Annotated in this window: 23 protein-coding genes; 11 read left to right on the top strand and 12 right to left on the bottom strand. The window is 43.4% G+C overall.

All coding sequences use genetic code 11. The annotated features are described in order from the left end of the window. The first annotated feature begins 55 nt into the window (after positions 1-55). The 6 genes from AS194_RS08670 to AS194_RS08645 all read left to right on the top strand — a co-directional run bounded on the left by AS194_RS08670 (position 56) and on the right by AS194_RS08645 (position 5,747). Complete coding sequence (locus AS194_RS08670; RefSeq protein ID WP_058025116.1) at positions 56-1,012, top strand: alpha/beta fold hydrolase; 957 nt, start codon at positions 56-58, stop codon at positions 1,010-1,012. 247 nt (positions 1,013-1,259) lie between these two features. Beyond that, positions 1,260-2,081 carry a 2,3,4,5-tetrahydropyridine-2,6-dicarboxylate N-succinyltransferase gene (gene dapD, locus AS194_RS08665; RefSeq protein ID WP_058025115.1) on the top strand — a complete coding sequence of 274 codons (822 nt, stop codon included), beginning with the start codon at positions 1,260-1,262 and terminating at the stop codon, positions 2,079-2,081. A 245-nt stretch (positions 2,082-2,326) separates the two neighbouring features. Continuing rightward, positions 2,327-3,058 carry a 7-carboxy-7-deazaguanine synthase QueE gene (gene queE, locus AS194_RS08660; RefSeq protein ID WP_058025114.1) on the top strand — a complete coding sequence of 244 codons (732 nt, stop codon included), beginning with the start codon at positions 2,327-2,329 and terminating at the stop codon, positions 3,056-3,058. Positions 3,059-3,156: 98 nt separating this feature from the next. Continuing rightward, positions 3,157-4,269, top strand: a complete 1,113-nt coding sequence (locus tag AS194_RS08655) for a multidrug resistance efflux transporter family protein (protein ID WP_058025113.1) — start codon at positions 3,157-3,159, stop codon at positions 4,267-4,269. A gap of 105 nt (positions 4,270-4,374) precedes the next feature. Beyond that, positions 4,375-5,010, top strand: a complete 636-nt coding sequence (locus AS194_RS08650) for a trimeric intracellular cation channel family protein (protein ID WP_058025112.1) — start codon at positions 4,375-4,377, stop codon at positions 5,008-5,010. Between the two features lie 71 nt (positions 5,011-5,081). Further along, positions 5,082-5,747: a trimeric intracellular cation channel family protein gene (locus AS194_RS08645; RefSeq protein WP_058025111.1), complete on the top strand. Its 666-nt coding sequence runs from the start codon at positions 5,082-5,084 to the stop codon at positions 5,745-5,747. Positions 5,748-5,815: 68 nt separating this feature from the next. On the opposite strand, the gene recJ is transcribed toward AS194_RS08645, so the two are convergent. Then, the gene (recJ, locus tag AS194_RS08640; RefSeq protein WP_058025110.1) at positions 5,816-7,657 is read right to left on the bottom strand and encodes a single-stranded-DNA-specific exonuclease RecJ; all 1,842 of its coding nucleotides are present in this window, start codon (positions 7,655-7,657) and stop codon (positions 5,816-5,818) included. Positions 7,658-7,973: 316 nt separating this feature from the next. Between recJ and AS194_RS08635 the strand changes: the two genes are divergently transcribed. After that, positions 7,974-8,489: a hypothetical protein gene (locus tag AS194_RS08635; protein ID WP_058025109.1), complete on the top strand. Its 516-nt coding sequence runs from the start codon at positions 7,974-7,976 to the stop codon at positions 8,487-8,489. A gap of 173 nt (positions 8,490-8,662) precedes the next feature. Next, a complete protein-coding gene (locus AS194_RS08630) occupies positions 8,663-9,052 on the top strand; it encodes a hypothetical protein (protein WP_058025108.1) in 390 nt (129 codons plus the stop codon). A gap of 107 nt (positions 9,053-9,159) precedes the next feature. Here the strand turns inward: AS194_RS08630 and AS194_RS08625 are convergent, their stop codons facing one another. The 3 genes from AS194_RS08625 to uvrB all read right to left on the bottom strand — a co-directional run bounded on the left by AS194_RS08625 (position 9,160) and on the right by uvrB (position 13,462). Further along, positions 9,160-9,537, bottom strand: a complete 378-nt coding sequence (locus AS194_RS08625; RefSeq protein WP_058025107.1) for a hypothetical protein — start codon at positions 9,535-9,537, stop codon at positions 9,160-9,162. A gap of 174 nt (positions 9,538-9,711) precedes the next feature. After that, a complete protein-coding gene (locus AS194_RS08620) occupies positions 9,712-11,178 on the bottom strand; it encodes an AbiH family protein (RefSeq protein WP_058025106.1) in 1,467 nt (488 codons plus the stop codon). 172 nt (positions 11,179-11,350) lie between these two features. Further along, the gene (gene uvrB / locus AS194_RS08615) at positions 11,351-13,462 is read right to left on the bottom strand and encodes an excinuclease ABC subunit UvrB (protein ID WP_058025105.1); all 2,112 of its coding nucleotides are present in this window, start codon (positions 13,460-13,462) and stop codon (positions 11,351-11,353) included. A gap of 455 nt (positions 13,463-13,917) precedes the next feature. On the opposite strand from uvrB, the gene dps reads away from it, so the two are divergent. Beyond that, entirely contained in the window at positions 13,918-14,400 is a 483-nt protein-coding gene (gene dps / locus AS194_RS08610) for a DNA starvation/stationary phase protection protein Dps (RefSeq protein ID WP_058025104.1), read from the top strand. 172 nt (positions 14,401-14,572) lie between these two features. Here the strand turns inward: dps and AS194_RS08605 are convergent, their stop codons facing one another. The 4 genes from AS194_RS08605 to AS194_RS08590 form a co-directional block, all read right to left on the bottom strand. Continuing rightward, entirely contained in the window at positions 14,573-15,661 is a 1,089-nt protein-coding gene (locus AS194_RS08605; protein WP_083499645.1) for a cation diffusion facilitator family transporter, read from the bottom strand. Positions 15,662-15,834: 173 nt separating this feature from the next. Further along, positions 15,835-16,386, bottom strand: a complete 552-nt coding sequence (locus AS194_RS08600) for an acyl-CoA thioesterase (protein WP_058025103.1) — start codon at positions 16,384-16,386, stop codon at positions 15,835-15,837. A gap of 154 nt (positions 16,387-16,540) precedes the next feature. Beyond that, positions 16,541-16,951: a DUF2177 family protein gene (locus tag AS194_RS08595; RefSeq protein ID WP_058025102.1), complete on the bottom strand. Its 411-nt coding sequence runs from the start codon at positions 16,949-16,951 to the stop codon at positions 16,541-16,543. A 39-nt stretch (positions 16,952-16,990) separates the two neighbouring features. Then, on the bottom strand, positions 16,991-17,881 hold the full coding sequence (locus tag AS194_RS08590; protein ID WP_264753447.1) for a LysR family transcriptional regulator: 891 nt from the start codon (positions 17,879-17,881) through the stop codon (positions 16,991-16,993). A gap of 105 nt (positions 17,882-17,986) precedes the next feature. Between AS194_RS08590 and AS194_RS08585 the strand changes: the two genes are divergently transcribed. Continuing rightward, positions 17,987-19,159 (top strand): MFS transporter, encoded by a 1,173-nt coding sequence (locus AS194_RS08585; RefSeq protein WP_058025100.1) that lies wholly within the window; start codon positions 17,987-17,989, stop codon positions 19,157-19,159. Between the two features lie 116 nt (positions 19,160-19,275). Here the strand turns inward: AS194_RS08585 and AS194_RS08580 are convergent, their stop codons facing one another. The 4 genes from AS194_RS08580 to AS194_RS08565 form a co-directional block, all read right to left on the bottom strand. Next, positions 19,276-20,730 carry an SAM-dependent methyltransferase gene (locus AS194_RS08580; protein ID WP_083499644.1) on the bottom strand — a complete coding sequence of 485 codons (1,455 nt, stop codon included), beginning with the start codon at positions 20,728-20,730 and terminating at the stop codon, positions 19,276-19,278. Positions 20,731-20,812: 82 nt separating this feature from the next. Next, positions 20,813-21,901, bottom strand: a complete 1,089-nt coding sequence (locus AS194_RS08575) for a DUF1365 domain-containing protein (RefSeq protein ID WP_058025099.1) — start codon at positions 21,899-21,901, stop codon at positions 20,813-20,815. A gap of 60 nt (positions 21,902-21,961) precedes the next feature. Beyond that, a complete protein-coding gene (locus tag AS194_RS08570; protein ID WP_058025098.1) occupies positions 21,962-23,689 on the bottom strand; it encodes an NAD(P)/FAD-dependent oxidoreductase in 1,728 nt (575 codons plus the stop codon). 60 nt (positions 23,690-23,749) lie between these two features. Next, positions 23,750-24,487, bottom strand: a complete 738-nt coding sequence (locus tag AS194_RS08565; protein WP_058025097.1) for an SDR family NAD(P)-dependent oxidoreductase — start codon at positions 24,485-24,487, stop codon at positions 23,750-23,752. 522 nt (positions 24,488-25,009) lie between these two features. On the opposite strand from AS194_RS08565, the gene AS194_RS08560 reads away from it, so the two are divergent. Then, complete coding sequence (locus AS194_RS08560; protein WP_058025096.1) at positions 25,010-26,212, top strand: pyridoxal phosphate-dependent aminotransferase; 1,203 nt, start codon at positions 25,010-25,012, stop codon at positions 26,210-26,212. Positions 26,213-26,494 lie beyond the last annotated feature (282 nt).

Here is a 26,494-nt window from a genome sequence, read left to right as displayed (position 1 = left end):
AACGCTTTTATAGTGGATTGACTATAGACCATTAAAACCTGTCAAGGAAGCTTATATGAGTAACACTCTCGATACCAGTAATGATAACATTCTCTCCTCCGACAACACTCACTACTTACACCACAACTTTTTTGAGCCAAGTGACAAAAATGTTGCCATCAGCGCGACGCTATTGATTGTGCATGGGATGGCAGAGCACAGTGGTCGCTATGCAGATTTTGCACAGTTCTTGGCGGACAATGGCATCGCTGTCGCAACCTATGATCATCTTGGTCATGGTCAAACCATCAAAACCGAAGCGGATTTAGGGTTTTTTGGTGAAGAGCATCCAGTACAGTCGCTGCTAAAAGATGTGATTGTCATGGCAGATAGCCTAAAAGCACGTCACCCCGATGTACCGCATTTTGTGATGGGCCACTCCATGGGCTCGTTTATTGTACGTAACGTACTTAAGCATCATGCGCATAATTTCACTGGAGCGATATTGATGGGTTCAGCAGACGTCAATCCATTGACCAAAGTTTTGCTACCTATCAATAAAGTATTGGCAAAAGTAGCACCTAGACAGCCGAACTCAGTACTTGCCAATACCATGAATAAGGTATTGAACAGTCAACTAAAGGATCGCACCGCATCATCGAAGTTTGCTTGGTTGAGTGAAAATACTGCAAATATTGAAGCCTATGAAGCTGATCCAAAGACTGGTTTTGACTTTACCAATAATGGCTTTATGACATTATTTACTTTGATGGATACTGGACTAAATAAAGGCTGGGCCACCACCATTGCCAAAAACTTCCCAATGCTATTTATTAGCGGTGAAGATGATCCTATTGGTAACATGGGACGCGGTATTCGCCGCGTGGTCAAACGCCTACATAAACAAAAATTTAACCATGTTGACATTCAACTGTATCCCAATATGCGCCATGAAGTATTGCACGAGACAGACAATCAAACGGTTCATCAAGACATTTTAGCGTGGATAAAAAACATTGCACCAGACGCTTAAAGCACGATAAACAATTCATCTTGAGCAGTCTTGTGAGCGCTTCTTCTCGAGCACTGCCATAATGAAATACTGAACTTGTTTGCTAAAAGTGGTCAAATTAGCGACAATATGGCAAGCAAGTTTTTTGGCCCAGTTATCTTGTACAATCGTCCATATTTTACAAGTATTGTATTTTAAGCCGGTCCGCCCAAGTTATGTCACTATAAATACGAGTCACCTCTCCCTTTTACTTATTTTAGGAATCTTTATGTCATTACAACAAACCATCGAACAAGCTTTTGAAAACCGCAACGAATACAGCCCAAGCAACATGCCACAAGACGTGCGCGACGCGATTGAGCAAGTACTCGAGCAGCTAGATAATGGCAGCCTACGCGTTGCCGAAAAGAAAGATGGCGAATGGGTCGTCAATCAGTGGGCCAAAAAAGCGGTACTGCTATCGTTCCGTTTGAACGACAACTACGTTCAAGCAGCGGGCGAGCATGTACAGTTTTATGACAAAGTGCCAACGAAATTTGCAGATTGGACTGAAGCACAGTTCAAAGAAGCAGGCGTCCGTGTGGTACCACCAGCCGTTGCTCGCAAAGGTTCATATATCGCAGCGGGTGCGGTATTGATGCCTTCTTATGTCAACATCGGTGCGTATGTCGATCAAGGCGCGATGGTTGATACGTGGGCGACCGTTGGCTCATGTGCTCAAATCGGCAAAAACGTGCATCTATCAGGCGGTGTTGGCATTGGCGGTGTTTTAGAGCCATTACAAGCCAACCCAACCATCATCGAAGACAACTGCTTTATCGGTGCGCGCTCTGAAATCGTTGAAGGCGTGATCGTCGAAGAAGGCGCTGTCATCTCTATGGGTGTCTATATCGGTCAATCTACACGCATCTATGACCGTGAGACTGGCGAGATCCATCGCGGCCGTGTACCAGCAGGCTCTGTTGTCGTACCAGGTAGCTTACCATCAGAAGACGGCACACACAGCTTGTACGCTGCTATCATCGTGAAAAAGGTAGACGCACAAACGCGTGCTAAAACCGCTGTGAATGAGCTATTACGTTTAGACTAGTATTTTTAATATTTATAGCCTCGTACCCGAACGGTACGGACGTCGATAAATCATAGTTACTAAAGACGCTGAAGAAAACTTCAGCGTCTTTTTTGCACCCTAATGCAGAGCGTTGCGTTATAATCCGTTTTTTGGTTTTGTTTTATCCAAACATAAAACGACAAATACCACAGCCTGCCTTCTTCTTTATTACGATTGATAACCGCTTGATCGCCTTATCAACCTTTAACTGTATTTGACATATTATGAGTGAATCACTATTGCGCACCGCCGCTATCCCCGTCACTGACCCTGAAGCGGGGTTACGTTTGACTGAGATTTTCTATTCCCTACAAGGTGAGGCCCTGACTTCTGGCTTGCCGACGATATTTGTACGTCTAACGGGCTGTCCGCTGCGCTGCGTCTACTGTGATACCGAATATGCCTTTACGGGCGGCGAGCGTCAGTCATTAGAAACCATCATAGACACGATCAAAAACTATCCATGTAAGCGCATTTGCCTGACTGGCGGTGAGCCATTAGCACAGCCAAATGCGATTGAGTTGATGAAACGCTTGCTCAGCGATGGCTATGAGATATCCCTTGAGACAGCGGGCGCGCTCTCGGTGCAAAATGTACCACCAGCCGTCAGCAAAGTGATGGATCTCAAAACACCAAGCTCAGGCGAAGTGGACAAAAACTTATGGTCAAATCTCGATCATCTCACCGAGCACGACCAAATCAAGTTTGTCATCATGAATCGCACAGATTACGACTGGGCAAAAGAAACGTTGAACCAGCATCAGCTAAATAAACTGGTCGGCACCGTTTGGTTTTCGCCAATGTTCAATGTGGCAGACGATATTGATGAAGCGCTTAGCCCTGACGTGCCTGTCTTGGCAAGAGAGCTTGCTGAATGGATATTGGCAGATGCCCTACCTGTTCGTTTTCAGCTGCAACTACACAAAATTATTTGGGCAGATGCCAAAGGCAAATAAAAAGACAAACCATACGCTAGTCACTGATAGAACATCCATTTAGAACAATAAATATAAATACAAATCCATATACAGGCACGTACTTTCAAGGAGGAAACATGATTCGGCTGATCTTGCTAGGACTACTGTCAGGTGCGTTTTTTAGCTCAACCTTTGTATTAAATGAGCTGATGAGCGCTGCTGGTGGGCATTGGTTTTGGTCAGCGAGCTTGCGCTACGTATTTATGCTACTACTACTGACGGCAATGATTGCTGTTCAACACGGTATGGGACGCATCAAAGAGCTTTGGGCGATTTTTCGTCAACATATAGGCTTCTGGTGCATTACTGGTAGTATTGGCTTCGGCGTGTTTTATACTGGCATTTGTTATGCAGGTGATCACGCCAGTGGTTGGGTTGTGGCGGCGACCTTTATGTTTACCGTCGTGACCAGTTTGCTTGTCTTACTGGCATTCGGACAACGCTTTGACAAAAAATTCATTTTTTATGCCCTGATTGTCTTCGTAGGCGTGGTACTGGTCAACGTCAGTGAAGGTTTGCACGCGCCTAGTGATGCCAATGCCATACCGCTGACGCAAATGCTACTGTATGGCGCGCTGCCAGCACTGATCGCGGCGTTTAGCTACCCTATTGGCAATCAGTTGGTTTGGCAGGCCTCTTACAATGCGAAACAGCATAAAGCTAGACACCAAGATAGGCATCAAGATAGTGAGCACCACTCGCAGCCGATGCGTGCCGAAACAGCGCTATTGGCCAGCGCGCATGATACTGTTGATACGCATAATGCCAGCCACGCTACGGCAAATACCTCTACGCTACAAGCGCTCATCGGACGTATTCCTGTTATTGAGACGGACTTACTACAAAACGCCTTTAACAAAGTGTGGTTGATGACCGTAGGGAGTTTGCCATTTTGGCTCGTTTTAGGCATCATGGTGCGCCCTAAGTTACCTGGCAGCGCGCAGGTATTTAACACGCTACTGGTCGCCTTGTTATCAGGGGTGGCCGCGACCAGTCTGTTTTTATATGCGCGTGAGCACGCGGTGACCTCAAGTGAGGTCGCGGGCGTTGACTCGACCCAAGCCAGTGAAATCATTTTTGCTTTGATTGGTGGTATGATCCTGCTGGGAAATCCACTGCCCTCAGCCTTAGGTCTGGTCGGTATTGTACTGATTATCATCGGCTTGATACTGTTTGCAAAAGACGGCTAGACGACAATTTAACAATGGGCTGATTTTGTTTGGCTCATCTACAAAACACCCATTTAAAACGAGAATACCCATCATTTTTTATGATCAAGAATTGGCAATATAAGTATGGTTAATGATTTAATTTTTCCTGATATTCTATTATATTTATTGGACATGGTGGGTATCATCGCCTGCGCAATTGCAGGGACATTGCTCGCTCAGCACAAAGGCTTTGATATTGCTGGCTGCATCTTGGTTTCGATGGTCAATGCCATCGGCGGCGGTACGCTACGTGACATGGCACTAGATCGTCACCCACTATTTTGGATGACGGATCTCAACTATGTGATCGTCATTACCGTGACATCCCTTATATTACAAATATTCTTTCATCTATATCACAAGATCGACAATGCGCTTAAGCTTTTCGATGCCATTGGTCTCGCGGCATTTAGCGTGATTGGCTTTAAGGTCGCATTGACCCAAGGCATGTCACCTCTTATTGCTATCATGATGGGCGTCTGGACAGCCATTATTGGTGGGATGCTCCGTGATATTATCTGTAATGAGATACCGCTCGTATTACAGCGTGAGATTTATATCACGGCCAGTATCGCAGGATCTGTAACGTATTTATGCCTACAGTATGTCGGTGTCAGCGCTGGTATCAATGAGTTTATTATGCTCTTTGTCATTTTTGCCGTGCGTATGCTAGCGCTTAGATTCGACTGGCATTTGCCCTCTATCCGTTTGGTTGCTTAAATAGCTGATCAAAAATGCAATGCTTTTTGTACATAAAAGCTGACAATCATCAAAAATAGTGAGAATGGCTTATGTTGGCTATCGTATTGGATCCTGCTGTCCTAATCACGACCTTTGATCCGCGCTCTTTGATCTATTTTTTTGATATGATTGGGATTATCGCCTGTAGCGTTTCAGGGACGATACTAGCCAAGCATAAGAACTTTGATGTCTTTGGTTGCTTGCTGGTCTCTATCGTCACAGCCATCGGTGGCGGCACCGTACGCGATGTGATTTTGGATCGTCATCCGCTGTTTTGGATGGTAGATATGAGCTATCTGACGCTCATTACGCTCTCTTCGCTTGTGATGCAGATATTTTTTCATCCAAATTCAAGACGCGTTGATAAGTTTCTTAAGCTCTCCGATACCATCGGTCTATCCGCCTTTACGCTCATCGGTATCAAAGTCGCTGATAGCATGGGTACCAATGTACCAGTGGCACTGTTGTTGGGGGTGATTACCATCATCGTTGGTGGCATCATTCGCGATATGATTTGTAATGAGATTCCACTGGTATTGCAGCAAGAGATTTATATCACCGCAGCCTTGACCGGCGGCGTTCTCTATTTTGCCCTACGCAATTTGGGCGTTACCGATTGGGTTGCTGATATCTCTGCGATGAGTACGATTTTTACCTTGCGTATGCTGGCTATTCGTTATGATTGGCAGTTCCCCACTCTTGAGTGGAAGTACTGATGTTAAGTCAAAAAGTAGCAAATAGTATCAGTACACTCAAACTTGACTGTACTGATAGCATTTAAGCCTTAACCCTGCTCTACCACAGCCAAGTCTTTTACCATCAGCTGTAAGCTTTGTTTGCCATTCCATTCATTGATATCTAGCTGAAATAGTAAATGCACTTTTTTGGCACGGTAATCCCAAGCGTCATTGTCAAAGTTAAAACAGATTGCCTCGATTGGATATTGGACGTCTGGATAACGCAGCGATAGTTTAAGATGCTTGTCTTTTAATATCTTAAAACTCAATACCTCAAACACACCGTCAAATATCGGCGGTGCAAATCCATGACCCCAAATGCTAGCATCTGCTAAATGTTCAGCAAACCACAAGCTAAAATCTCCCGCTTGCAAAGGTCCATCAGTGAATTTCTGCTCTGCAAACACGTCATCATCCATTTGTGCCATAACTTCGTTAAACGCGGCGACAAATGGCTCAAAATTGCGACGCTTTAGGGTCAGACCTGCTGCCATCGCGTGACCACCAAAATGACTGATGAGATCAGGCTGACGCTCAGCGACTTGCTCAATCGCATCACGAATATGCACGCCAGCAATTGACCGTGCTGATCCCTTAATCGCATCGTCTTCACCAGTCTGCTCTGTATCTGCTGGCGCAAAAACAATGCTAGGTAGGTAATGACTTTCTTTTAAACGTCCAGCGACAATACCAATCACGCCTTGATGCCAATCATCCTGATACAGAACGATACTACGAGTGTCTGTATGGCTTGTCTTATGAGTAGTGGCGAATTGAGTATTAACTTCTTGAGTAATGAGGTCATCGCCACTGTCGCTTGTATTTTCATCGACCTCAATATCAGTTTCAGTAGCCAATGTCTGTACGATACTATCTGCCTGCGCACGCATCTCGCCTTCTACATGACGGCGTGTACGGTTTAGTTGCTCAAGCTCTTGCGCCAAACGCTGGGCGGTGCTCCAGTCTTCGGTCAATAGGCACTCAATCCCGATACGCATATTATCCATACGTCCAGCCGCATTGATACGTGGCCCTAACACAAAGCCAAAATCCTGTGCGTGTAATTGCTTGGGGTCACGGCCTGCTTGCTCAAGTAACGCTAAAATACCCATACAACAGCGACCTTGACGAATAGCAGATAGCCCGTGATGTACTAAGATACGATTGTTTTTATCGAGTACGCCGACATCTGCGATCGTACCAAGCGCTACCAAATCTAAATACTGACTAACCTGTACCGTAGACTTGCCAGCGTCGCGGCGCAGCTTTGCCAATCGTCCGAGCACATAAAACGCGACCCCTACCCCGACCAGTGCTTTACTGGTGAAAGTGCAATCAAGCTGATTGGGATTGACGACGGCTTCAGCGGGTGGCGTCTCTTTGGTCGTGAGATGGTGGTCCGTGATAATTACCGTAATACCATCCGCTTGGGCGCGCGCCACACCTTCATGACTGGAGATACCGTTATCGACCGTCACGATCATGTCTGGCTGATAGGTTGCAATGCCCAATTCGACAATCTCTGGCGTTAGCCCATAACCATATTTAAAACGATCGGGTACCAAAAAATCGACGACTGCCCCCATCTTTGTGAGTGCGCGCATCATCAGTGCGGTACTGGTTGCGCCATCACAGTCAAAGTCACCAACGATCAGGATACGCTGACCGTCATCGATAGCGATGTCCAATAGATGCACGGCTTCAGTGATACCGTGCAGCATGTCAGCAGGCAACAGGCCAGACAAACCAGTCTCCAGCTCATCAGGCGCAGTGATACCTCGGCCTGCATATAAGCGAGCAAGCGTCAATGATTGGGCTGCAAGTGGTTGCAACGCGGCGGGCAACTCGTCAATGCGAGTGCTGGTATTACGGGGGGTTAAATTTAGCATGAGCGTATTTTACTGCCTTTAAGGCAGGGTCACAACGACAATTTATAGCGTCTCTGTACACTAGCTAATATTGCATTTATTTACCAAAGATGTTGGCTTAAATGGTAATTTGGAAAAAGGATTTATTCAGTGAACACGTATCGCATGTGGCTCTTCATTTACAAAAAGGATGCATAGTGACCGTACTTTTCTGCATTTTGCTACAAAGCAATGATTGTATGGCGCCTATAAATTCATAGAATAGTAAACAACTGAGAGACTTGCTAATTATTGACGGTTACATCATCAATATTTTAACTATTTATAAGGATACTTTATGAAAACCACACCAGCTGCTGAAAAATTACCAAATACGATCGATCCTAGCTTAGATCTTGATAAAGTCAAAAAAGAGTGCCTTGACATGGTCGAAAAACGTGCCAGAGTTTCTGCTGGTGTTGCCATCGTTCCTGTACCGTTCTTTGATGTGGCGGTTGATGCTGGTATGCTGACGCAATTGCTTCCTGAGATCAGCGAACGCTTTGGTTTGATTGAAGACCGTCAGTCAGCAATCGATCTTCAGTCACGTGAAGTTCATTGGAGTGCTGTCAAAGATCGCACTGTAGATTTTGCAGGGTTGATGGCAACGCGTGGTATCGTTAAGAAAACCATTCAAGGCTTTGGTGGTCGTATCGCAGCCAAACAAGTCACCAAATTTATCCCATTAGGCGGTCAATTGGTTGCTGCGACCATGGGTTATACGATTTTTAAGAAAATCGCCACTGATCACATCAACGAATGCTATAAGCTTGCAAAAGACATTCAGCAAAAACAACACGGTAAGAATGTCTAATAAACATTAGGCAACGCCATATCTACAAAGCCAGCTATGAGATTTTTTAGCTGGCTTTTTTGTGAGTAAGCGCATTGCAGACTGTCTCAGGCGACGGGTTAATGATGCCATTACCATGTTTTACTGATAATATACCACTTTAGAGATTATCAAATACTTTCAAGGATTCACTTATGAAAAAACTTTTGGCATCGACCGTTATGCTGGCTACTGTCGCGCTAGCAGGCTGCACCACGACAGGTGCTACAAATAACGGCACAGGCACAGCAATTGGTACCGCAAATGAGATTGGCATGAATGTCTTTAGAGCGGCGATCGACAACCAATGCCGTAGCCAAATTGAAAAACAAACCGCTTGGCGTGTTGCAAGCGTCGCCATGACGGAAGCGCAGCAAGAGTCTGTTAAAAGTAACGTTTGTGGTTGCGTGAGTGAGCAAGCCCCGCAGCAAGTGACCATCGTTGAATTGGGTAATGCCGCTATCGATTCTCAGTATCGCGCTCAACTGGTCACTAGAGTTGTCGCCAAATCGCTTCAAAGCTGCTATGCTAGTTTTGTCAAATAGAGCACAATATTAATAAATAAAAAACGTCACAAAAAAAGGGGTGCGCTACCAATAGCACACCCCTTTTTTTGACGCTTTCTACTATTTACTTACGTTATCGCATTTGCCTAAAATTTGTTTGAATCAGCTGGGTTTTGGGATAGAGCAGCTGTAAAAGGCAATGTCTGGCTGCGTCGGAAATACTTAGAAGAGCCATCAATAATTTTATCCACCTCTTTTACTAATTCGGTAATAACATCATCATAAATACCATGATACAGCTCTTTTTCAAATGCGGTAAAAGGATGCTTGCGTGACGCTGAACCAACCTCAGTTACCCCTTCCTTGCTATAAAAAATATCTACACGCCCATCACTATTTAACACACAGTTTAGTTGACCACCTTCAAGCTCCATCTCTACCCGCTCAGGCATAAAAATATAATCGTCCACGTTGATAAGCTTTTTTTCTACTTCCCGCTTAAAAAACGACTTGATATCAAACATAAGTACTTCCCTAACTTTATAATTATAAAATACATGAGCATGCCTACTTCTACAACACAGCTTTTATCTATGTGCTGAGCAGATCATGCTTTATACGGCTATTCTATAAGATAGAGAGAAATTTTTTAAGGTGCGATATGTAAAACTGCGTTTGATGTTGGTAAGAACGTGCTGTCAATATCCGTTCTCTTTGTAGATATCAGGCGCTGTCTCAAATACAAGCCAGCCTTTCTTCATCCATTGCTCTATAACTCCTTTTGTTACGATATGAATCAAATTAGCTAATGGTTCATGTGCATCTCCTTCATAACACATAACCCTAAGCCTACAGTTCGGGCTACGTTCATTCTTATTTAGTGCGAAGATTGCTCTAATATACTCTGCGTCAGAGTCAGCTAGAGAATGTCCCCAAACAATAACCTCATAAGATGTTTCAGATAGGGATTCTCCCTTAATGCTATTGATATTCAGGTCTTCATGGTCAAGAAATTGATAATCAGTACTATTGAGCAATTTTTGATGGGTTTTCACAAACCCATATACCTTATAACCTCTAAGGCGTTCATCTTCTAAATCGCTTATACCTAATACAATTTTACGACTATCAGTATTGCCATGAACATACTGAACATTGTTAATGCTTAATAACTCTATATCAGGGTATAGGCGTTCAAAAGAACTGGAGTAGTTAAAAGTAAATACTGCCTCTAAATTCTCATTTAAGTCACCAAACCTTGCAAACTTACTTTTTGGCTCAAGCCTATTTACTATTTGCTCAATATATAGTTTGAAAATATCATTGAATTCATTTAAATGATTTAAAAGTATTTTAAGAATTTTTGGCTCATCAAGTCCTAAATATTGTCCTGAATACTTCCTTAATAGTTTAGTATCTACAACTCTTTCATACCTATCTTTAACCAATCTTTTTGGATAGCTTGAAACACTTTCTTGTAAAGAACTATATTCTTGTTTGCTTACTCTTTCATATTTTACTTCTCGATGCCTACCTAGGTCGTCACACTCTTGTGTAGCAATCACATATAAATTTTGTAATATATCAAAATATCTTAAGGTATTACTAAAATACCCTTCTTTCAATCGGAGATTTCTAAGAAAATTCTCATTGATCTGTCTTTCATTCTCAAACAATACCTTTCTTGCACTCATTTTCAAACAATGGTCAGCATCGAGTGAACTTGAGTATTTAGATTCATTTATATCCCAATAACCAACCGTGTTTTCATTAAACTCAAAATCAAACAAATCACATACTGATATTAATAATTTTTGAATTTCATTCTCAAAATCAATCCAAGTATCTACATCAGTCAAATGATGTTTAAAGTGTTGAAACCACCCATTGCTCTTTAAATTTCCTCTTAACTCTTTAACTTTATCAGGTGATAACTGTAAATCATCTGTCTTGTATAGCTTTTTAGTCTTCTGAAAGAACTCCTTATCTATCTCTGAACAATCACCTGAGATGTATTTGTGAAATAAATTATCAAATCCCAGCTCCGCGTTTTCCTCACTACCCTCTACCATTCTCATGGCATCCATGAAATGTACATAAGCAGTTGGTAAATAATGAGCCAAATCAAAACCATTGCCTAATACAAATATTTTTTTGGTATCCAAGGCGTAGACTCCTGTAGTTTTTATTATCAAACATTAATAATGCTATAGCACTATTGTAGAGTGTTCTAGTCATAACAATAGAGAGTTTAGCGTATAGATCACAAAAAAAGCAGGTCAACGAATTCTCGACCTGCTCCATTATTATTAACTTCTAAATACCAAACCTTATCTGTTAAATCAAATGCGCTTTTAATTCTAGCACCTTATCACGCGTTTTTGCCGCTTCCTCAAACTTCAAATCACGCGACATTTGCTGCATTTGCTTCTCAAGACGTTTGATTTCTTTGGCCAATAAATCAGGACTACGCAAGATATTGATATCGACATCAGGCAAATTGCTCTTGACTGGGATGGCCTGATTGTCATTGGCATCTAGGCTTTCGCCTGTATCAATCTTATCAGTGATGCTACGGCGCGCGCCTTTTGGCGTAATATTATGCTCAAGGTTAAAAGCAATCTGTTTGTCGCGGCGACGTTCTGTCTCATCTATCGCCTTTTGCATACTTGGAGTAATGCGATCTGCATAGAGAATGGCCTTGCCGTTCAAATGACGTGCTGCACGACCAATGGTCTGAATAAGTGAACGCTCAGAGCGCAAAAACCCTTCTTTATCTGCGTCGAATATCGCCACTAATGAGACCTCAGGCATATCCAAGCCTTCACGCAGCAAGTTGATACCGACTAGCACGTCATGCACGCCAGTACGTAGCTCATGAATGATCTCCATGCGTTCTACCGTGTCGATATCTGAATGCAAATAGGCAACCTTAACACCATATTCTTTTAGATAGCTGGTCAAATCTTCTGACATACGCTTAGTCAATGTGGTAATCAATACACGCTCGTCTTTTTCACGGCGTTTGGTAATCTCAGATAGCACATCATCGACCTGCGTTAAGACAGGGCGTATCTCAATATCAGGGTCAATCAAACCCGTTGGACGTACAACCTGCTCTACCACCTGCTCACTGTGTTCAAGCTCATACAGCGCTGGCGTGGCACTGACGTAAATCGTCTTAGGCTTGATGCGCTCCCACTCTTCAAACTTCATTGGGCGATTATTCATCGCACTTGGCAGACGAAAGCCATAGTTGACCAAGTTTTCTTTGCGTGATCTATCCCCTTTATACATCGCGCCGATCTGAGAGACGGTCACGTGTGACTCATCGAGGAACAGCAGAGCATCTTCTGGAATGTAATCAAACAACGTCGGCGGCGCTTCTCCTGATGGACGACCAGAGAGATGCTGCGAGTAGTTTTCGATACCGTTACAGTAGCCGAGCTGCTGAATCATCTCAAGATCATACTGGGTACGCTCTTTGAGACGCTGTGCTTCAATCAGCTTATTGTTTTCACGAAAGTACTCCAACCGCGGCTCCAGCTCAGCGCGTATGGTTTCACTGGCCGCTTCTAACTTATTGCGCGGCGTTACATAATGTGATTTTGGATAAATGGTAATACGTGGCACGCTGCGTACGGTCTTGCCCGTCAAAGGATCAAACCACGTGATTTTCTCCACTTCATTGTCAAACAAATGCACACGTACCGCCAGCTGCTCAGACTCAGCAGGATAGATATCTAGCAGCTCACCACGCAAACGATAAGTACCACGGCCAAAATCTAACTCGTTACGGGTGTATTGCATCTCGACCAAACGCTTAATAGTTGCGGTACGATCTATCTGATCACCAACCACCACATGCAATAGCATTTTTAAATAACTTTCTGGATCACCCAAGCCATAAATACACGATACCGATGCAACGATAATCGCATCACGACGCTCAAGTAGTGCACGAGTGGCAGACAGACGCATCTGATCAATGTGATCATTGATGGCGCTGTCCTTTTCGATAAAGGTATCGCTAGCAGCGACATAGGCCTCTGGCTGATAGTAGTCATAGTAACTGACAAAATACTCAACCGCATTGTTCGGGAAAAACGACTTAAACTCGCCATATAGCTGCGCGGCAAGGGTCTTATTATGCGCCATGATGATGGTTGGACGCTGACACTCTGAGATAACCTTAGCCATGGTATAAGTTTTACCAGAGCCCGTCACACCTAGCAATAGCTGTTCATCCATACCAGAGTCAATACCTTTGACCAGCTTTTCGATGGCTTGCGGCTGATCGCCTGCTGGCTCAAAATCGGTGACCATCTCAAAGGCACGGCTGGATATTTTCGTCCCAGACGCATTGACACCACTGATTTCAGCTTCGCCTTGGAGCTGAGTGGCCAATTGGTTTAACTGACGCGATGAGCGCGGTTCAGGCATTCTCATAGTAATTTTCTTCTTATTAAAGTTTATAACAATATGGAGTCTGAGCAGCGGTTTTTAAAGGCTTTTTAACGGATAATGACGAGTCTTATCTTATACATATTGCCATATCGCACTACACAAAATATAAGTCTGTAAAGATACTATTTATCGATAAATAAACCTGCCGTTGTTATAAAAAACGCACACAGATTTTGATAAATTTACAAAGATTTTCACGGTTAACAAACCCATTACACGACCACCTAACAAAGCCTAACACTTAGGGGTTCCAACATCGATTTAAGCTGCTATTATCGATCATGAATTAACAAGTAGGTGACTTATCAGCCGATTGATAGAGATATTTCTGATATTTATTTTGGACTGATTGTCATCAGGTAAGAGTAAAACACTAATAACAATACATTGAGATTTTCATTCAATATAATAATTTTAAATAAATAACGGAGTAAGATATGAGAGAACGTTACGCAAGTGGAATTTCAGACGATACCGCAAAAAAAATGATTGATTTGTTAAATGCTAACTTAGCAAACGTTATTGATCTAACCCTAGATGGCAAACAGTGTCATTGGAACCTACAAGGTACTGGTTTCATCGGTGTGCATCAGTTGTTAGACGAAACATCAGATCGTATCCTTGAAGTATCAGATACTATCGCTGAGCGCATTGTGATTTTGGGTGGTCAACCAAACGGTCTGGCAAGTCGTGTGGTAAAAGAGTCTATCTTAGATGATTACCCAACTGATATTACTGAAGTAGATCAACACGTACGCGAGCTAACTAACCGCTACAAAAAAGTAGCAGAGGCATTAAGAGAAGCCATTGCTACTGCTGGCGACGCCGGTGATGAAGATACCGCTGACCTATTCACTGAAGCTAGTCGCATCATCGATAAAGATGCTTGGTTCATCGGTGCGAATGCGCCAAAGAAATAAGTATCCGTGAATTAATGGGTATTTTAGACTCATAATTACGAATAAAAAAAGCCGTCATTACTGACGGCTTTTTTGTGTCTTACACAATGAATGACGTATCGAATATTTAACAATCTACCTGCTGTCAATGAATCCGTCTACTGTATTCTCTTTTATTGACTTGCTGTATAGCTCAAATATCTTCTAATTTCAGAATATCAGCATTTGGTGCCGATAGTGTCAAAATTGCCTCTTGGAATACAGGGTTATCTCGGAACAAGTTTTCAATCTCCTCAAACTTTTGAGCGACATGTTCTTCTTTCTGATTGCCTGCGATATCCACTGCGGCGACCATAAAGATCTTTTTAGGACCAACCCACTCTAAGTGTAGATAGGACACACTATCGATATCTGGATGATTGAGTAATTCGCTCAAGACGTATTCGTGCATACGGTCAGTGACTCTATACCCCACCAAAAAATCACGGTTACGGCTAATCAAAAATATCGCGACCACCCCCAGTAACAAGCCTACAATGATAGAACCAAGCGCATCCCAATAAGCCTCTCCAGTATAGGCATGCATGCCCATAGCGGCGGCGGCAACCACCAAGCCAATAACGGCAGCTAAATCCTCAAAAAACACACCGCGCAAGGTAGGATTAGAGGTATCTACCACATAGCCAAGCGCGCTAATATCGAGCGCCTCACCATGCTTTTTACTTTGTCTATATGCTTGAATCAATGAAAATCCTTCAAGTACAAACGCTACCGCTAAAACGATAAAAGCAATCGTATAGTTGGTCTCAGATTCAGTAGCATTCCACTCTTTAATACCCGTATAAATAGACACAATCGAGCCTGCCGTAAATACACCAAAAGCAGCAATCATTGACCAGACATAGGATTCTTTGCCATAGCCTAATGGATGGCTCTTATCAGCAGGTTTAACAGATTTTTTTTCTGCGACAATCAGCAACGTACCATTGCCCGCATCCGCCCATGAATGAGCTGCTTCAGCAATCATGGAAGCAGATCCTGTTATAAAAGCGGCCACTGTTTTTGCAATGGCGATAATGAGATTGGCACCAACGGCAATCAACACCGTAATGAGCGAGCCTGAGTGCTCATCGTTGGTTTCAGGACTTTGGTTAAGGGTATGCTTTAATTCAGGATCATTGAAGGTTGTCAGGTTGCCAACTCCACGCGCACGATGACTCGGCACTTTAGAAGAAGCTGACGAATGATGTTGGGGATTACCAACGGATGGCTTTAGACTCATACTAAACTCACTGGAATAACATGTTGATAGTGAATATATTCACCATGGACGAATGGCTTGAAATACCTATCAGCTTAAAGTAAGCGCTTTACAATATCAGTGTCTTTTTAGTGAGTCGTTGTATAAGGTGTTGGTTATTAGTCAGCTAAAAGTTGATAATTAAAATTGCTAGCTTATTTAGCAATATCTTCAACTTCATCAAACTTGCTATTCATTGTTTCGAGGTCACAGCTGGGACGATGTGCGCTTTCCATACGCAGTTTTTTTCGCTCTTTTGCAGCATCGGCTCGGCATTGCTGTAATTTATTTTTGATGACAAGCGGAGGGACAGGAGTTGGCTTGCCATTATCATCGATAGCAACCATTGTAAAATAGCAGCTATTGGTATGGCGCACGGTACGAGCACGCACATCTTCTGCCTCAACACGAATGCCAATCTCCATTGAGGTATTTCCCACATGATTGACACTGGCTGCAAAGGTTACTAATTCGCCCACATAAATAGGCTCACGAAACATAACTTGGTCCACGGACAATGTCACGACATAGCTACCACTATAACGACTGGCACAAGCGTAAGCGACCTGATCGAGCATCTTTAGCAAATCACCGCCATGGACATTACCGATAAAATTTGCCATATCAGGCGTCATCAATATCGACATATATAGTTCATGTTTCAGTGGGGCTTTTTTGGCAGTCGAGCTGGTATTGTATTGCGACATAACGTTCCTTAAATGGTTTGACACTTATTTGTTGTGCCTACCATTTATACAGTAGGACACCAAATAGCGCAAACAGCCCTATGTCTCTAATCGGTCTAGGTTATGTAAATCAAAGCTATATAAGGCCAGCTTTTATGAATAAGGGCGATCTTGGTTAGCTCAACCAATGAAAACGATAAGCCAGCCAAGCGACAATCGCGCTGACCGAACCGGTCAAAACACCGCCCCATACAAAGTCAACGAGTGCGGTATCTAACGTAAAGCCCTTGTATAGTGCCAAGCTAGTAAAGTCATATGTACCGTAGGCCATTAGACCAATCAAACCACCAAGTAAGAAAATATGACCAACTGTTGCACCTGCTTTGATTTGTGGATATAGAATCAATATGCAGAGTGCCAAGATATAAAACATATAAAAGATACCAGCGGCTACCATATTTGGCTCATCCGCCAATAGATGACCGATGCGCGACTCATAAAAAGCCCCTTTCATGGTCGTCAGCCAAACAGCATCCACTCCTAGAAAGATAACCACAGCGGCGAGATAAATAAAAACATAACCCATGATAATGCCCCTTATAAAATGAATAAAAACGGATAAAACTTATAATGTCAGTCGTGGCTGAATAAAATCTAGAAATGCTAAAATACGCGATGATACGGCACTGTTTTTGTAATAGACCGCCTGTATGGATTCGCGATTGTTTGGTGTTACTATCGCCTCAGGCAACACCTCAACCAATCGTCCAGATTTCAAATCGTCACCAATCATAAAATGTGACAGTAAAGCGATACCTTGATGATTTAAACACAGCTGACGCAAGGTCTCGCCGCTACTGCCAGTCATATGAAAATTCAGTTTCACTGGTGTTTTTAGTGGCCAGCTATTTAGCTTTGACGCATCGTTAAAGCCAATTAATTTATGAGTGCTTAAATCATTAATATGAGCTACTTCATTATGCTGATATAAATATTCAGGACTGGCTACTAGCCGCAGCTGACTTTTACCCAATAGACGCGCATGCAAGTTTGAGTCTTTTAAATCGCCAATTCTGATAGCCAGATCCGTCTTGTGCTCAAGCAAGTCGATGATATTGTCATGCGAGGTCAAATCAAGCGTAATATGCGGATACTGCTGCACAAACTCACCAACCAAAGCCGTCAGCTGATGCAATACAAACGGACTCGCAGCGTCAATTCGTAGATGCCCACTCGGCGCTTGTTTTAACAGCTTAATTGCCTCTTCACCGGTATATAACGTATTTAAACTCTCACGCGCATATATAATAAAGACATGCCCTTCCTCCGTCAGCTCTAAGCGCCGTGTCGTTCTATTTAATAGCGTGCATTGCAGCGTATCTTCGAGTCTGGACACCGCACGAGATATTTTAGCGACTTGCTGATTCAGCAAGTTGGCAGCGCCAGTAAAACTGCCCGTATCCACTACGGTCAAAAATATCTCTATATCTTCTGTTTTAGCATGTCCCATCATCATGATGACCTTTACAAAATTAACAAAGGTATTTTGTCATTTGTGCTGTTTTTTGCAAACTATAAATCGGTCAAACTACGCGCATCATTTAATTATTAGGATGTCGTTATGCCACTCGCTTTATGGGCGCTTACTCTAAGCGCATTTGCAATTGGGACAACCGAATTTGTCATTGTTGGATTAGTACCAACTATTGCCACCGATTTGGGCGTGAGCTTGCCTTCAGCAGGGTTGCTCGTCAGCCTATATGCCGTTGGTGTCGCTATCGGTGCCCCTATCCTTACTGCACTCACTGGTCTCTGGAATCGTAAAATAGTACTGATGAGCCTAATGGGTCTGTTTGTCATCGGCAACTTGCTGGCTTGGCAAGCACCCAGTTATGAAACCTTAATACTTGCCCGTATCTTGACTGGTCTGGCACATGGTGTGTTTTTCTCTATTGGTTCCATGATTGCTACTAGCCTTGTCAGTAAAGAAAAAGAAGCCAGTGCAATTGCCATTATGTTTACCGGACTCACTGTGGCGCTCGTCACTGGTGTCCCCCTTGGTACATGGATTGGACAGCATTTCGGTTGGCGCGCTACGTTTTTGGTCGTCTCAGCACTGGGTTTAATCGCTTTAATTGGTAGCGCGATATTAGTACCAAAAAACCTAAAAAAATCTATCCCTGCAACCTTCAAAGAGCAATTACAAGTCATTGTAAAACCGCAATTACTACTGGTCTATCTAATGACTATTCTCGGCTATGGCGGTACGTTTACGGCATTTACCTACCTAGCACCTATCTTAGAACAGCAAACCAAATTTGCGCCATCAGCCATCGGTCTTATCATGCTCGTATATGGCGTGTCCGTTGCTATCGGTAATATCTGGGGCGGCAAACTTGCAGATAAACGTGGCCCTATTAGTGCGCTTAGCATTATATTTAGCGCCTTAAGTGTCATTCTTTTATTATTCACCTTTACTATGCAATCCAAGATCGCTGCTGTACTCACTATTTTGGTATGGGGTGCTTTTGCCTTTGGTAATGTACCGGGCCTACAAATCTACGTGGTCAAACAAGCTGAAAAATATACACCGAACGCTGTCGATGTCGCTTCTGGATTGAACATTGCTGCATTTAATATCGGTATTGCACTGGGCTCAGTCATCGGTGGTAGCGTGGTTGAAAATATGTCACTGCAAGATACAGCTTGGATCGGTGCTGTTATCTCTTTAATGGCATTAGCGGTAACACGCTATTCAGGTCTACTTGATAAGCGTGCCCTGCAAACATCATAGAACCTTTCAATGTAAAACTTTTCAATATACAACCTCTCAACATAAGGGTCTCAAACTGTCTATACAGTATGAGACCATATAAGTGTTATGAAAAAGCCGTATCTATATCACTTAACTTATACTGTCGCTGTGTCTGCCATATCTGCGTCATTAAAGACCGTCTCATCGTTCGAAACCGTTTCGTTTTTTAAGACCGCACTTGGTAAATCGGAAAAATGCAGTGTGTCAATATTGTTAGGCTTCACCGCAGTGACTTGAACCACACCGATGGTACGCTCCAAGAATCCCCCTTCGCAGTAACAAAAATAAAACGCCCATAGGCGGATAAAGGCATCGTCATAGCCAAGCGCTTGAATCTCTGCACGCTGTGCCATAAATGCAGCTCGCCAATCACGCAGCGTATATGCATAATCAAAGCCATAATCATGTAGTTGCTTGATGACCATGTCCGTCTGCTCAGTAAACTGTGTCGTCAGCTCTTGGTTGGATAGCAGACAGCCCCCTGGGAATATATGTGTCTGGATAAAATCGACCGAATCGATATAGTCTTGATAATTCTGATCATTAAAAGTGATGGCCTGCAATACCATAAGACCCGTTGGTTTGAGCAAGCTATTGCACTTGGCAAAGAATGTTGGTAAGTACTCATGTCCCACCGCCTCAATCATCTCGATACTGACCAGTTTGTCGTACTCTCCCGTCAGCTCACGATAGTCTTGCTTAAGAAGCGTGATCTTATCAGACAATCCTGCCGCTTCGACTCGTCGCTTCGCTTCATCATACTGGGCATCAGAGATAGTCGTGGTGGTCACATGGCAGCCATAATGAGTAGCTGCATAGATAGCGAATCCGCCCCACCCTGTACCAATTTCAATCACACGATCGTCTGCATCGAGTTGCAGGCGTTGGCAGATTAGCGACAGCTTGTGCTGCTGAGCATCGCTAAGCGTCACATCAGGCGTCAGATATACGGCTGACGAGTACATCATCGTATCATCCAAAAAACGCTGATACATATCATTGCCCAAGTCATAATGCGCTAGGATATTGGATTTAGAACCAGATTTGTCATTACCACGTAGCTGATGCTTTGCTTTCTCAAATGCTTTACTAACGCCCGCAAAACGGTTTTCTACTTTATTAAGCACTTCCAAGTTACGCGCCGCCAAACGGATCAGGCCCGTCAAATCATCCGTGTCCCATTCGCCATCGATATAACTGTCTGCCAAAGCGATAGAGCCACCAAGCAGCAGTTGACGATAAACCGCACTATCATGAATCTCTAACGTGACGTTTAGAGAATGTCGACCTACTGCTGAACTACTTGCTACCTGAGGAGCGACTTTGCCAAAGCTAGTTGTCTTTGCTGTTTGCTCACCAAAGGTCTCAATCAAAGTAAGACTGCCAAACTGGATGTGCTGTAATGCACGAAATATCAGTTTACGAGCAATATGATTCACGCCGTCACTTACTGGTTGTAGTACGGCACTTTCGTTAATCACTCTACTCATTCGAGCAGTTAATTTCTCTAATTTTGTCACTGGTGCTCGGTCGGTCGGTCGTACTGACATCGTATGGTTGTCCTTGTCTAGGTTCTTTTATTTTGAAATTGACTATATAAAATGTGTTGCTGATTTTTGCATTTCTAGATTATCAATCGTTTAAAGTTTCGCTTTTTAAAGAGGTAGATGTTTTCTGATCACTGTCGGCTAGCTTTTCATCATAATTGATATAAGGCACCTTTTTGATCGCATAGAGTTTAAAGGCTTGCCCATAAATACGTGCTAACGAGGTCATGTTCATCAGTGGGTTTTTTCGTAAGCTATTGCGAACGGTGGTTTCTGTCAGCGGCACCCCTGATATCTTTATACCCGTTTTTAGGACCTCCCCACGCTCATCACTGATATCAATAGCGATACGAACTTGCAAGCCCGTATTTGATTGATTATCTATCGTATGTTGTTGTGTACGTTTTATCGTCACCTGCCAGCGGTATAGCTGATCGATAGGATTAAAAGGTGACACATGAAAGTCTTTATCATGACAAAACTCAGTCTCCTCTCCTTCTAGCAAAAACCCATAGTAATGACGCTTATCCCAAGGTGTATTGGATACTTCAGCCAATAAGTGCGTAGGCGTCTGCTGCTCATTAAACCCTAGGTAAAAATTAACTGGGCTAAAATACATACCTGCATTACGGCAGACAAGTAATCCCAACATATCTCCTGTAGGACTGCTACCTGCATGTTTGATAAATGCTTGGCTCAGACGCTGCTTTAGCGCTTGATTAGACGGTAGGTCATTATCAATATCTTCGTTGCTATTTATGCTCTCATTGTCACTTATGTTCTCATTGTCATTTAGGCTTTCATTGCTACTTAGGCTATTGAAACCCTCTAGATAATCATTAGGGCAAAATTGTTGTAGCGCCTTTGTCTTGGCTGAAAATAAAGGCAATCCCTTTGCCAATAACTTCTTTGGTAATACCTTGCTCAAGTGTGATACGCCTAAAACCTTATGGTCACTCAAAGCTGCCGTGTTTACTTCTGGCAGTGCCTGTCCTGCCGCCAATGCACTGATATTGATGCCCCAATAGCGATACGGATAAACAAACTTATTCACACTAGGTAGCAACCGGCTATGCCATGTCGTGCCCTCAAGCAATTGATGCGCTAATGCAGTAGTATCACAAGCTAGCTCAAGACGTAACATATCATTAGTAGGTTTGGTGGACACGGTCATAGACACTCTCTTCGGTAAAGGCACATGATGATAGAACAATTTGCAATATTGCTCGCAAGGCTATTTGGCTTTACGGCGAGCAAATAAACCACGTTTTTTATTTTGGTTATTATCATCAGCCGCACTCTGTAAGCGCTCAGCATACTCAACCAGCTCCTGATTAGTAGTCGCAGTGATAATCTGACACTTATCAAGGGTACGTGCCTTTGTGTCAGCCTTTACTGGCAAGTCTTTATAACGAAACGGCGTATGTGCGCTATCCGCAGCAGGCAAATGCGCTGGATCAACTTCATCTTTTATATCGATATCATGACCGAGCGCCTGACACACACGTAGACCGCTGCGTACGCCATCTTCATGAAAGCCATTAAACCAATATGCTCCGCAAAAATGCGTATGCAACCCAATGCCAGAGATACTTGACCATTTGGTTTGCGCCTCAATCATCTTTAGATCGAACACTGGATGGCTATAATCAATACTTTTAACGATTTGCTGATCATCTATCTCATGATTCAATGTGACCAAATAATTATGCTTCTTGGTCAGACGTTGCAAGATATTCATATGATACGTTAGCACGGGTTTTGCAGGTGTTTGTGTATTTACGCCAGCTTGATTCTTGTCTGTCACATTGTCTGAAGGTTTTTCATCAATAAGGTAATTCCAGCTTGCCCATGCCAGTGGCTTCTTGGGTAAGACGCTCGTATCGGTATGCAATACAGCCGTGTTTTTGGTAAAGCGGAAATGGCTCAGCACCTTGGACTCATCGGTACTGGCATCTGTTAGAATCTTCAGTGCGGTGTCTGCATGGCAGGCAAAAATGACTTCATCGAATACAAGGTTTTCGCTACGATTGTCAGCGTTACCTTTATCCTGCACTGTCAAAGCATTCTGTACTGTCAAAGTCACTTGCTCACCATCACGTGTCACAGACTGTACTGGACTATTGACTCGCACTTTGCCACCTGCTTTGATAAAGCGTGGAATCAGTTTATTAACGTACTCTTTTGAGCCACCCTTGACCGTAAACCATTGCGGACGATTAACCACATCAAGTAAGCCGTGATTGTCAAAGAACTGTGCAAAAAACACGAGTGGGAAATCTTGCACTTCATCCAGACTGGTTGACCAAATGGCTGAGACCATTGGCAGCAGATAGTTATCAGTAAACAGCTGACCATAGTTTTTTTGTGCTAGATAACCACCGAGTGTCTGCTCAGTAAGTCCGCTAATGTCTTGCCCCGCAGCACGCGCACTATCATACTCTTGACGTAGCTGCTTGATGTGCTTATTAAACTGCAAGACATCTTTGATAAATTGCCAGAACTTCGGATTAAGTACGTTTTTGCGCTGCGATAATAAGGTGTTGAGCGTATGCCCATTGTATTCAAAACGACGTGCGGTATTTTTGACAGAAAAGCTCATATCCGTCGCCTGAAATGGCACTTGCAGATCGTGGAGCAAACGGAAGAAATTGGGATAACTACGCTCATTAAAAACAATAAAACCGGTATCTATGGCGCTGCTCTCTACGTTACTACTCTTTGCTTTTTTGCCGTCCTGTAGTGCCACATCAATGGTATTTACATGCCCGCCGATATAGTCATTAGCCTCAAAAACGGTCACCTCATGTTGCGCGCCTAAGTAATGCGCACAAGTCAGCCCTGACACACCCGAACCAATAATGGCGATACGTTTTTGCGCTGCCTGATGGTCAGCATTTTTGGCATCATTGCTGTCCGTAGTTTTTTGGTTATTTGCACGCTTGAAACGAATAAACGGCATAAAGGCATTCCCTGTTATATTTTTGCGGTTGTTATCGTGGATGATCTGCTTATCAGTAAGTTATTTCTTATTGAGTTTCTCACTCACTTGCTGCCAGACCAAATCAGGTAGTGTGCCCAATGCTTTTAGTGGCATCGTTAGTTTTTTGGGAAACTCGATGACCTCGTGCCCGCTTTCTATGCCATCACGGATGGCTTGACTGGCCTGCTTTGGTGTCTGGATAAACGGCATAGGAAAATCATTTTGCTCAGTCATCGGCGTCTCGACAAAACCCGGTACGACCAAGCTGACCGACACATCGTGTGGTGCAAGGCTAATCTGTAATGTTTTCATCAGATAATGGATAGCAGCTTTTGAGCTACCATAAGCTTCAGCACGGGCAAACGGCACGTAAGCAGACGCTGAACCGATACCGACTAGGCGACCTTTAGACGCAATAAGTTTAGGTAGCACGCCTTCGATGGCATGAGACAACGTACCCATATTGACTGACATCACTTTCATAAATACTTCGCTATCGAAGTTTGGCATATCTAAATACTCACACATGCCAGCACCGCAAATCGCCAAATCAATGGTATCGACCTCTTCAAACGCTGCAATGACTTTTTCACGATCCATCAGGTCCAAATCAATCGTCTCTGCGCCGAGCGATTTTAGCTCAGCCAGCGCCTCGTCATCACGGCCGACAGCATACACGGTATAGCCCTCTAGTAGATAATCCTTGGTCAATTGATTGCCAATACCAGAGGTCGCACCAGTAATAAGAATGTGTTGTTTTTCAGCAGAATCTGTCATCGTGAATATCCTTTTTAAATGTTCTTATAATATGAAAAGCGTATCGCTCAACAAAGAGCTGAATAGATCTGTCTTTAAATTCGGATGCAAGCTTGCATCTGAGCGTATTTGTGCTCTGTTATATGGCTTGTTTTTATTAACCTATACGCCATCTTATTTAACAAACCTAAATAGTTATAGTGGTCGGCTATAGGTTTATTGTTGTGTCTTCGCAATTGCCACAACAAAAGCATCTTATCTTTACTGTGGTCTTCATATTTATACAGTGAGTCATACTGCAAGACGGTCCGCAATGTTTTGTTATCGGGGTAATAAGACAGCGCTATATCAGCATGCTACAATATTAAAATAGCCGCGCAGACATGGATGAGCGTCTCATTTATGATCGAATTGTGGCTATCTTCACGATAAAATGAGGTGATTGTCTAAAATGCCTGATATCTTGTCCTGATAGTGATAAAAGCGTTATATAATTAATATCGATTTTTACCAATCCCACTCCCATATAAAAAAGGATCTCTCATGAGCGAGTTGCAACTGTCTGACCGCGTCAATAGCATCAAACCCTCTCCTACGCTAGCGATTACCAATAAAGCAAAAGAACTAAAAGCAGCTGGCAAAGATATTATCGGTTTGGGCGCAGGCGAGCCTGATTTTGATACCCCTGACCACATCAAAAAAGCAGCAATCGATGCCATTAATGAGGGCTTCACCAAATACACCGCTGTTGATGGTACGCCAGAGCTAAAAACCGCCATCATAGAGAAATTCAAGCGCGACAATGACATCAGCTACGAGCCAAACGAAATCCTAGTATCGGTCGGTGGTAAGCAGTCATTCTTTAACCTTGCCCAAGCATTTATCAACCCTGGCGACGAAGTCATCATCCCAGCACCATACTGGGTGAGCTATCCTGATATGGTTATCATCGCAGAAGGCGTGCCAGTCATCGTAAAATGCCCCGCTGAACAAGACTTCAAAATCACCGCTGAGCAGCTAGAAGACGCCATCACTGAAAAAACCAAACTGTTGGTATTGAACAGCCCTTCTAACCCGACTGGTATGATTTATACCTTGGACGAGCTAAAAGCCATCGCTGAAGTATTGAAAAAGCATCCACACGTGTATGTGGCATCAGACGACATGTACGAGCACATCCGCTGGACGGGTGATAAGTTCTACAATATCCTCAATGCCGCGCCTGAGCTAAAAGACCGTGCCATTATCCTAAACGGTGTGTCTAAAGCTTATGCGATGACAGGCTGGCGTATTGGCTACGCTGGCGGCCCTGCCAAACTCATCGGCGCGATGAAAAAAGTACAGTCACAGTCTACTTCATGCCCAACCTCCATCAGCCAAGTCGCTGCAGAAGCAGCCATCAGTGGCGATCAGAGCGTACTTGAGCCAATGGTAGCGGCATTTGAGAAGCGCTGCGACCTAGTTGTTAATGGTCTAAACGCCATTAAAGGGATCACTTGCTTGCGCCCTGATGGTGCATTCTATGTGTATCCTGAAATCAAGCCACTCATCAAAGCCGCTGGCCTATCATCATGTACTGAGTTTTCAGAGTGGTTGCTAGAAAAAGTCGGTGTCGCAGTCGTACCTGGTGATGCTTTCGGTCTTGGTGGCTATATGCGTATCTCTTACGCGACTGATGAAGCCACATTGCAAGATGCCTTGTCACGTATCGAAAAAGCCGTTGCTGACTTGGACGTTGCCAAATAAGTCACACAGCATCGTTAGTTTTATAATTGCTTTAACAAAAAAGACGCCGCGTAGTTTCTATGCGGCGTCTTTTTTATGGTTGTTTTTGCTATTTATCCGTAAAAGCCCTCTCTCTCATCATTAAAATGATATTTTTTACGAATTATGAAAAAAAACGCTTGACGTATTTTTTATCTTTGCTAGAATACGCCCCACTTAGCAAGAACTCGTTAGAGACTTCTAAGGCTCGTTGTAAGCGATTAGTTACTTACAACCTATTCTCCAATAGCTCAGTTGGTAGAG

Source organism: Psychrobacter piscatorii (assembly GCF_001444505.1).
Lineage (GTDB): Bacteria > Pseudomonadota > Gammaproteobacteria > Pseudomonadales > Moraxellaceae > Psychrobacter > Psychrobacter piscatorii_B.
The sequence above is the reverse complement of the archived record's forward strand: the minus strand, read 5'-3'. Positions and strand labels throughout refer to the sequence as shown.

Bases quoted from the DNA above. Each gene is read 5' to 3' on its own strand.
- AS194_RS08670 (WP_058025116.1), top strand. From the start codon at position 56: ATGAGTAACACTCTCGATACCAGTAATGATAACATTCTCTCCTCCGAC.
- dapD (WP_058025115.1), top strand. From the start codon at position 1,260: ATGTCATTACAACAAACCATCGAACAAGCTTTTGAAAACCGCAACGAA.
- queE (WP_058025114.1), top strand. From the start codon at position 2,327: ATGAGTGAATCACTATTGCGCACCGCCGCTATCCCCGTCACTGACCCT.
- AS194_RS08655 (WP_058025113.1), top strand. From the start codon at position 3,157: ATGATTCGGCTGATCTTGCTAGGACTACTGTCAGGTGCGTTTTTTAGC.
- AS194_RS08650 (WP_058025112.1), top strand. From the start codon at position 4,375: ATGGTTAATGATTTAATTTTTCCTGATATTCTATTATATTTATTGGAC.
- AS194_RS08645 (WP_058025111.1), top strand. From the start codon at position 5,082: ATGTTGGCTATCGTATTGGATCCTGCTGTCCTAATCACGACCTTTGAT.
- recJ (WP_058025110.1), bottom strand. From the start codon at position 7,657: ATGCTAAATTTAACCCCCCGTAATACCAGCACTCGCATTGACGAGTTG.
- AS194_RS08635 (WP_058025109.1), top strand. From the start codon at position 7,974: ATGAAAACCACACCAGCTGCTGAAAAATTACCAAATACGATCGATCCT.
- AS194_RS08630 (WP_058025108.1), top strand. From the start codon at position 8,663: ATGAAAAAACTTTTGGCATCGACCGTTATGCTGGCTACTGTCGCGCTA.
- AS194_RS08625 (WP_058025107.1), bottom strand. From the start codon at position 9,537: ATGTTTGATATCAAGTCGTTTTTTAAGCGGGAAGTAGAAAAAAAGCTT.
- uvrB (WP_058025105.1), bottom strand. From the start codon at position 13,462: ATGAGAATGCCTGAACCGCGCTCATCGCGTCAGTTAAACCAATTGGCC.
- dps (WP_058025104.1), top strand. From the start codon at position 13,918: ATGAGAGAACGTTACGCAAGTGGAATTTCAGACGATACCGCAAAAAAA.
- AS194_RS08605 (WP_083499645.1), bottom strand. From the start codon at position 15,661: ATGAGTCTAAAGCCATCCGTTGGTAATCCCCAACATCATTCGTCAGCT.
- AS194_RS08600 (WP_058025103.1), bottom strand. From the start codon at position 16,386: ATGTCGCAATACAATACCAGCTCGACTGCCAAAAAAGCCCCACTGAAA.
- AS194_RS08595 (WP_058025102.1), bottom strand. From the start codon at position 16,951: ATGGGTTATGTTTTTATTTATCTCGCCGCTGTGGTTATCTTTCTAGGA.
- AS194_RS08590 (WP_264753447.1), bottom strand. From the start codon at position 17,881: ATGATGATGGGACATGCTAAAACAGAAGATATAGAGATATTTTTGACC.
- AS194_RS08585 (WP_058025100.1), top strand. From the start codon at position 17,987: ATGCCACTCGCTTTATGGGCGCTTACTCTAAGCGCATTTGCAATTGGG.
- AS194_RS08580 (WP_083499644.1), bottom strand. From the start codon at position 20,730: ATGTCAGTACGACCGACCGACCGAGCACCAGTGACAAAATTAGAGAAA.
- AS194_RS08575 (WP_058025099.1), bottom strand. From the start codon at position 21,901: ATGACCGTGTCCACCAAACCTACTAATGATATGTTACGTCTTGAGCTA.
- AS194_RS08570 (WP_058025098.1), bottom strand. From the start codon at position 23,689: ATGCCGTTTATTCGTTTCAAGCGTGCAAATAACCAAAAAACTACGGAC.
- AS194_RS08565 (WP_058025097.1), bottom strand. From the start codon at position 24,487: ATGACAGATTCTGCTGAAAAACAACACATTCTTATTACTGGTGCGACC.
- AS194_RS08560 (WP_058025096.1), top strand. From the start codon at position 25,010: ATGAGCGAGTTGCAACTGTCTGACCGCGTCAATAGCATCAAACCCTCT.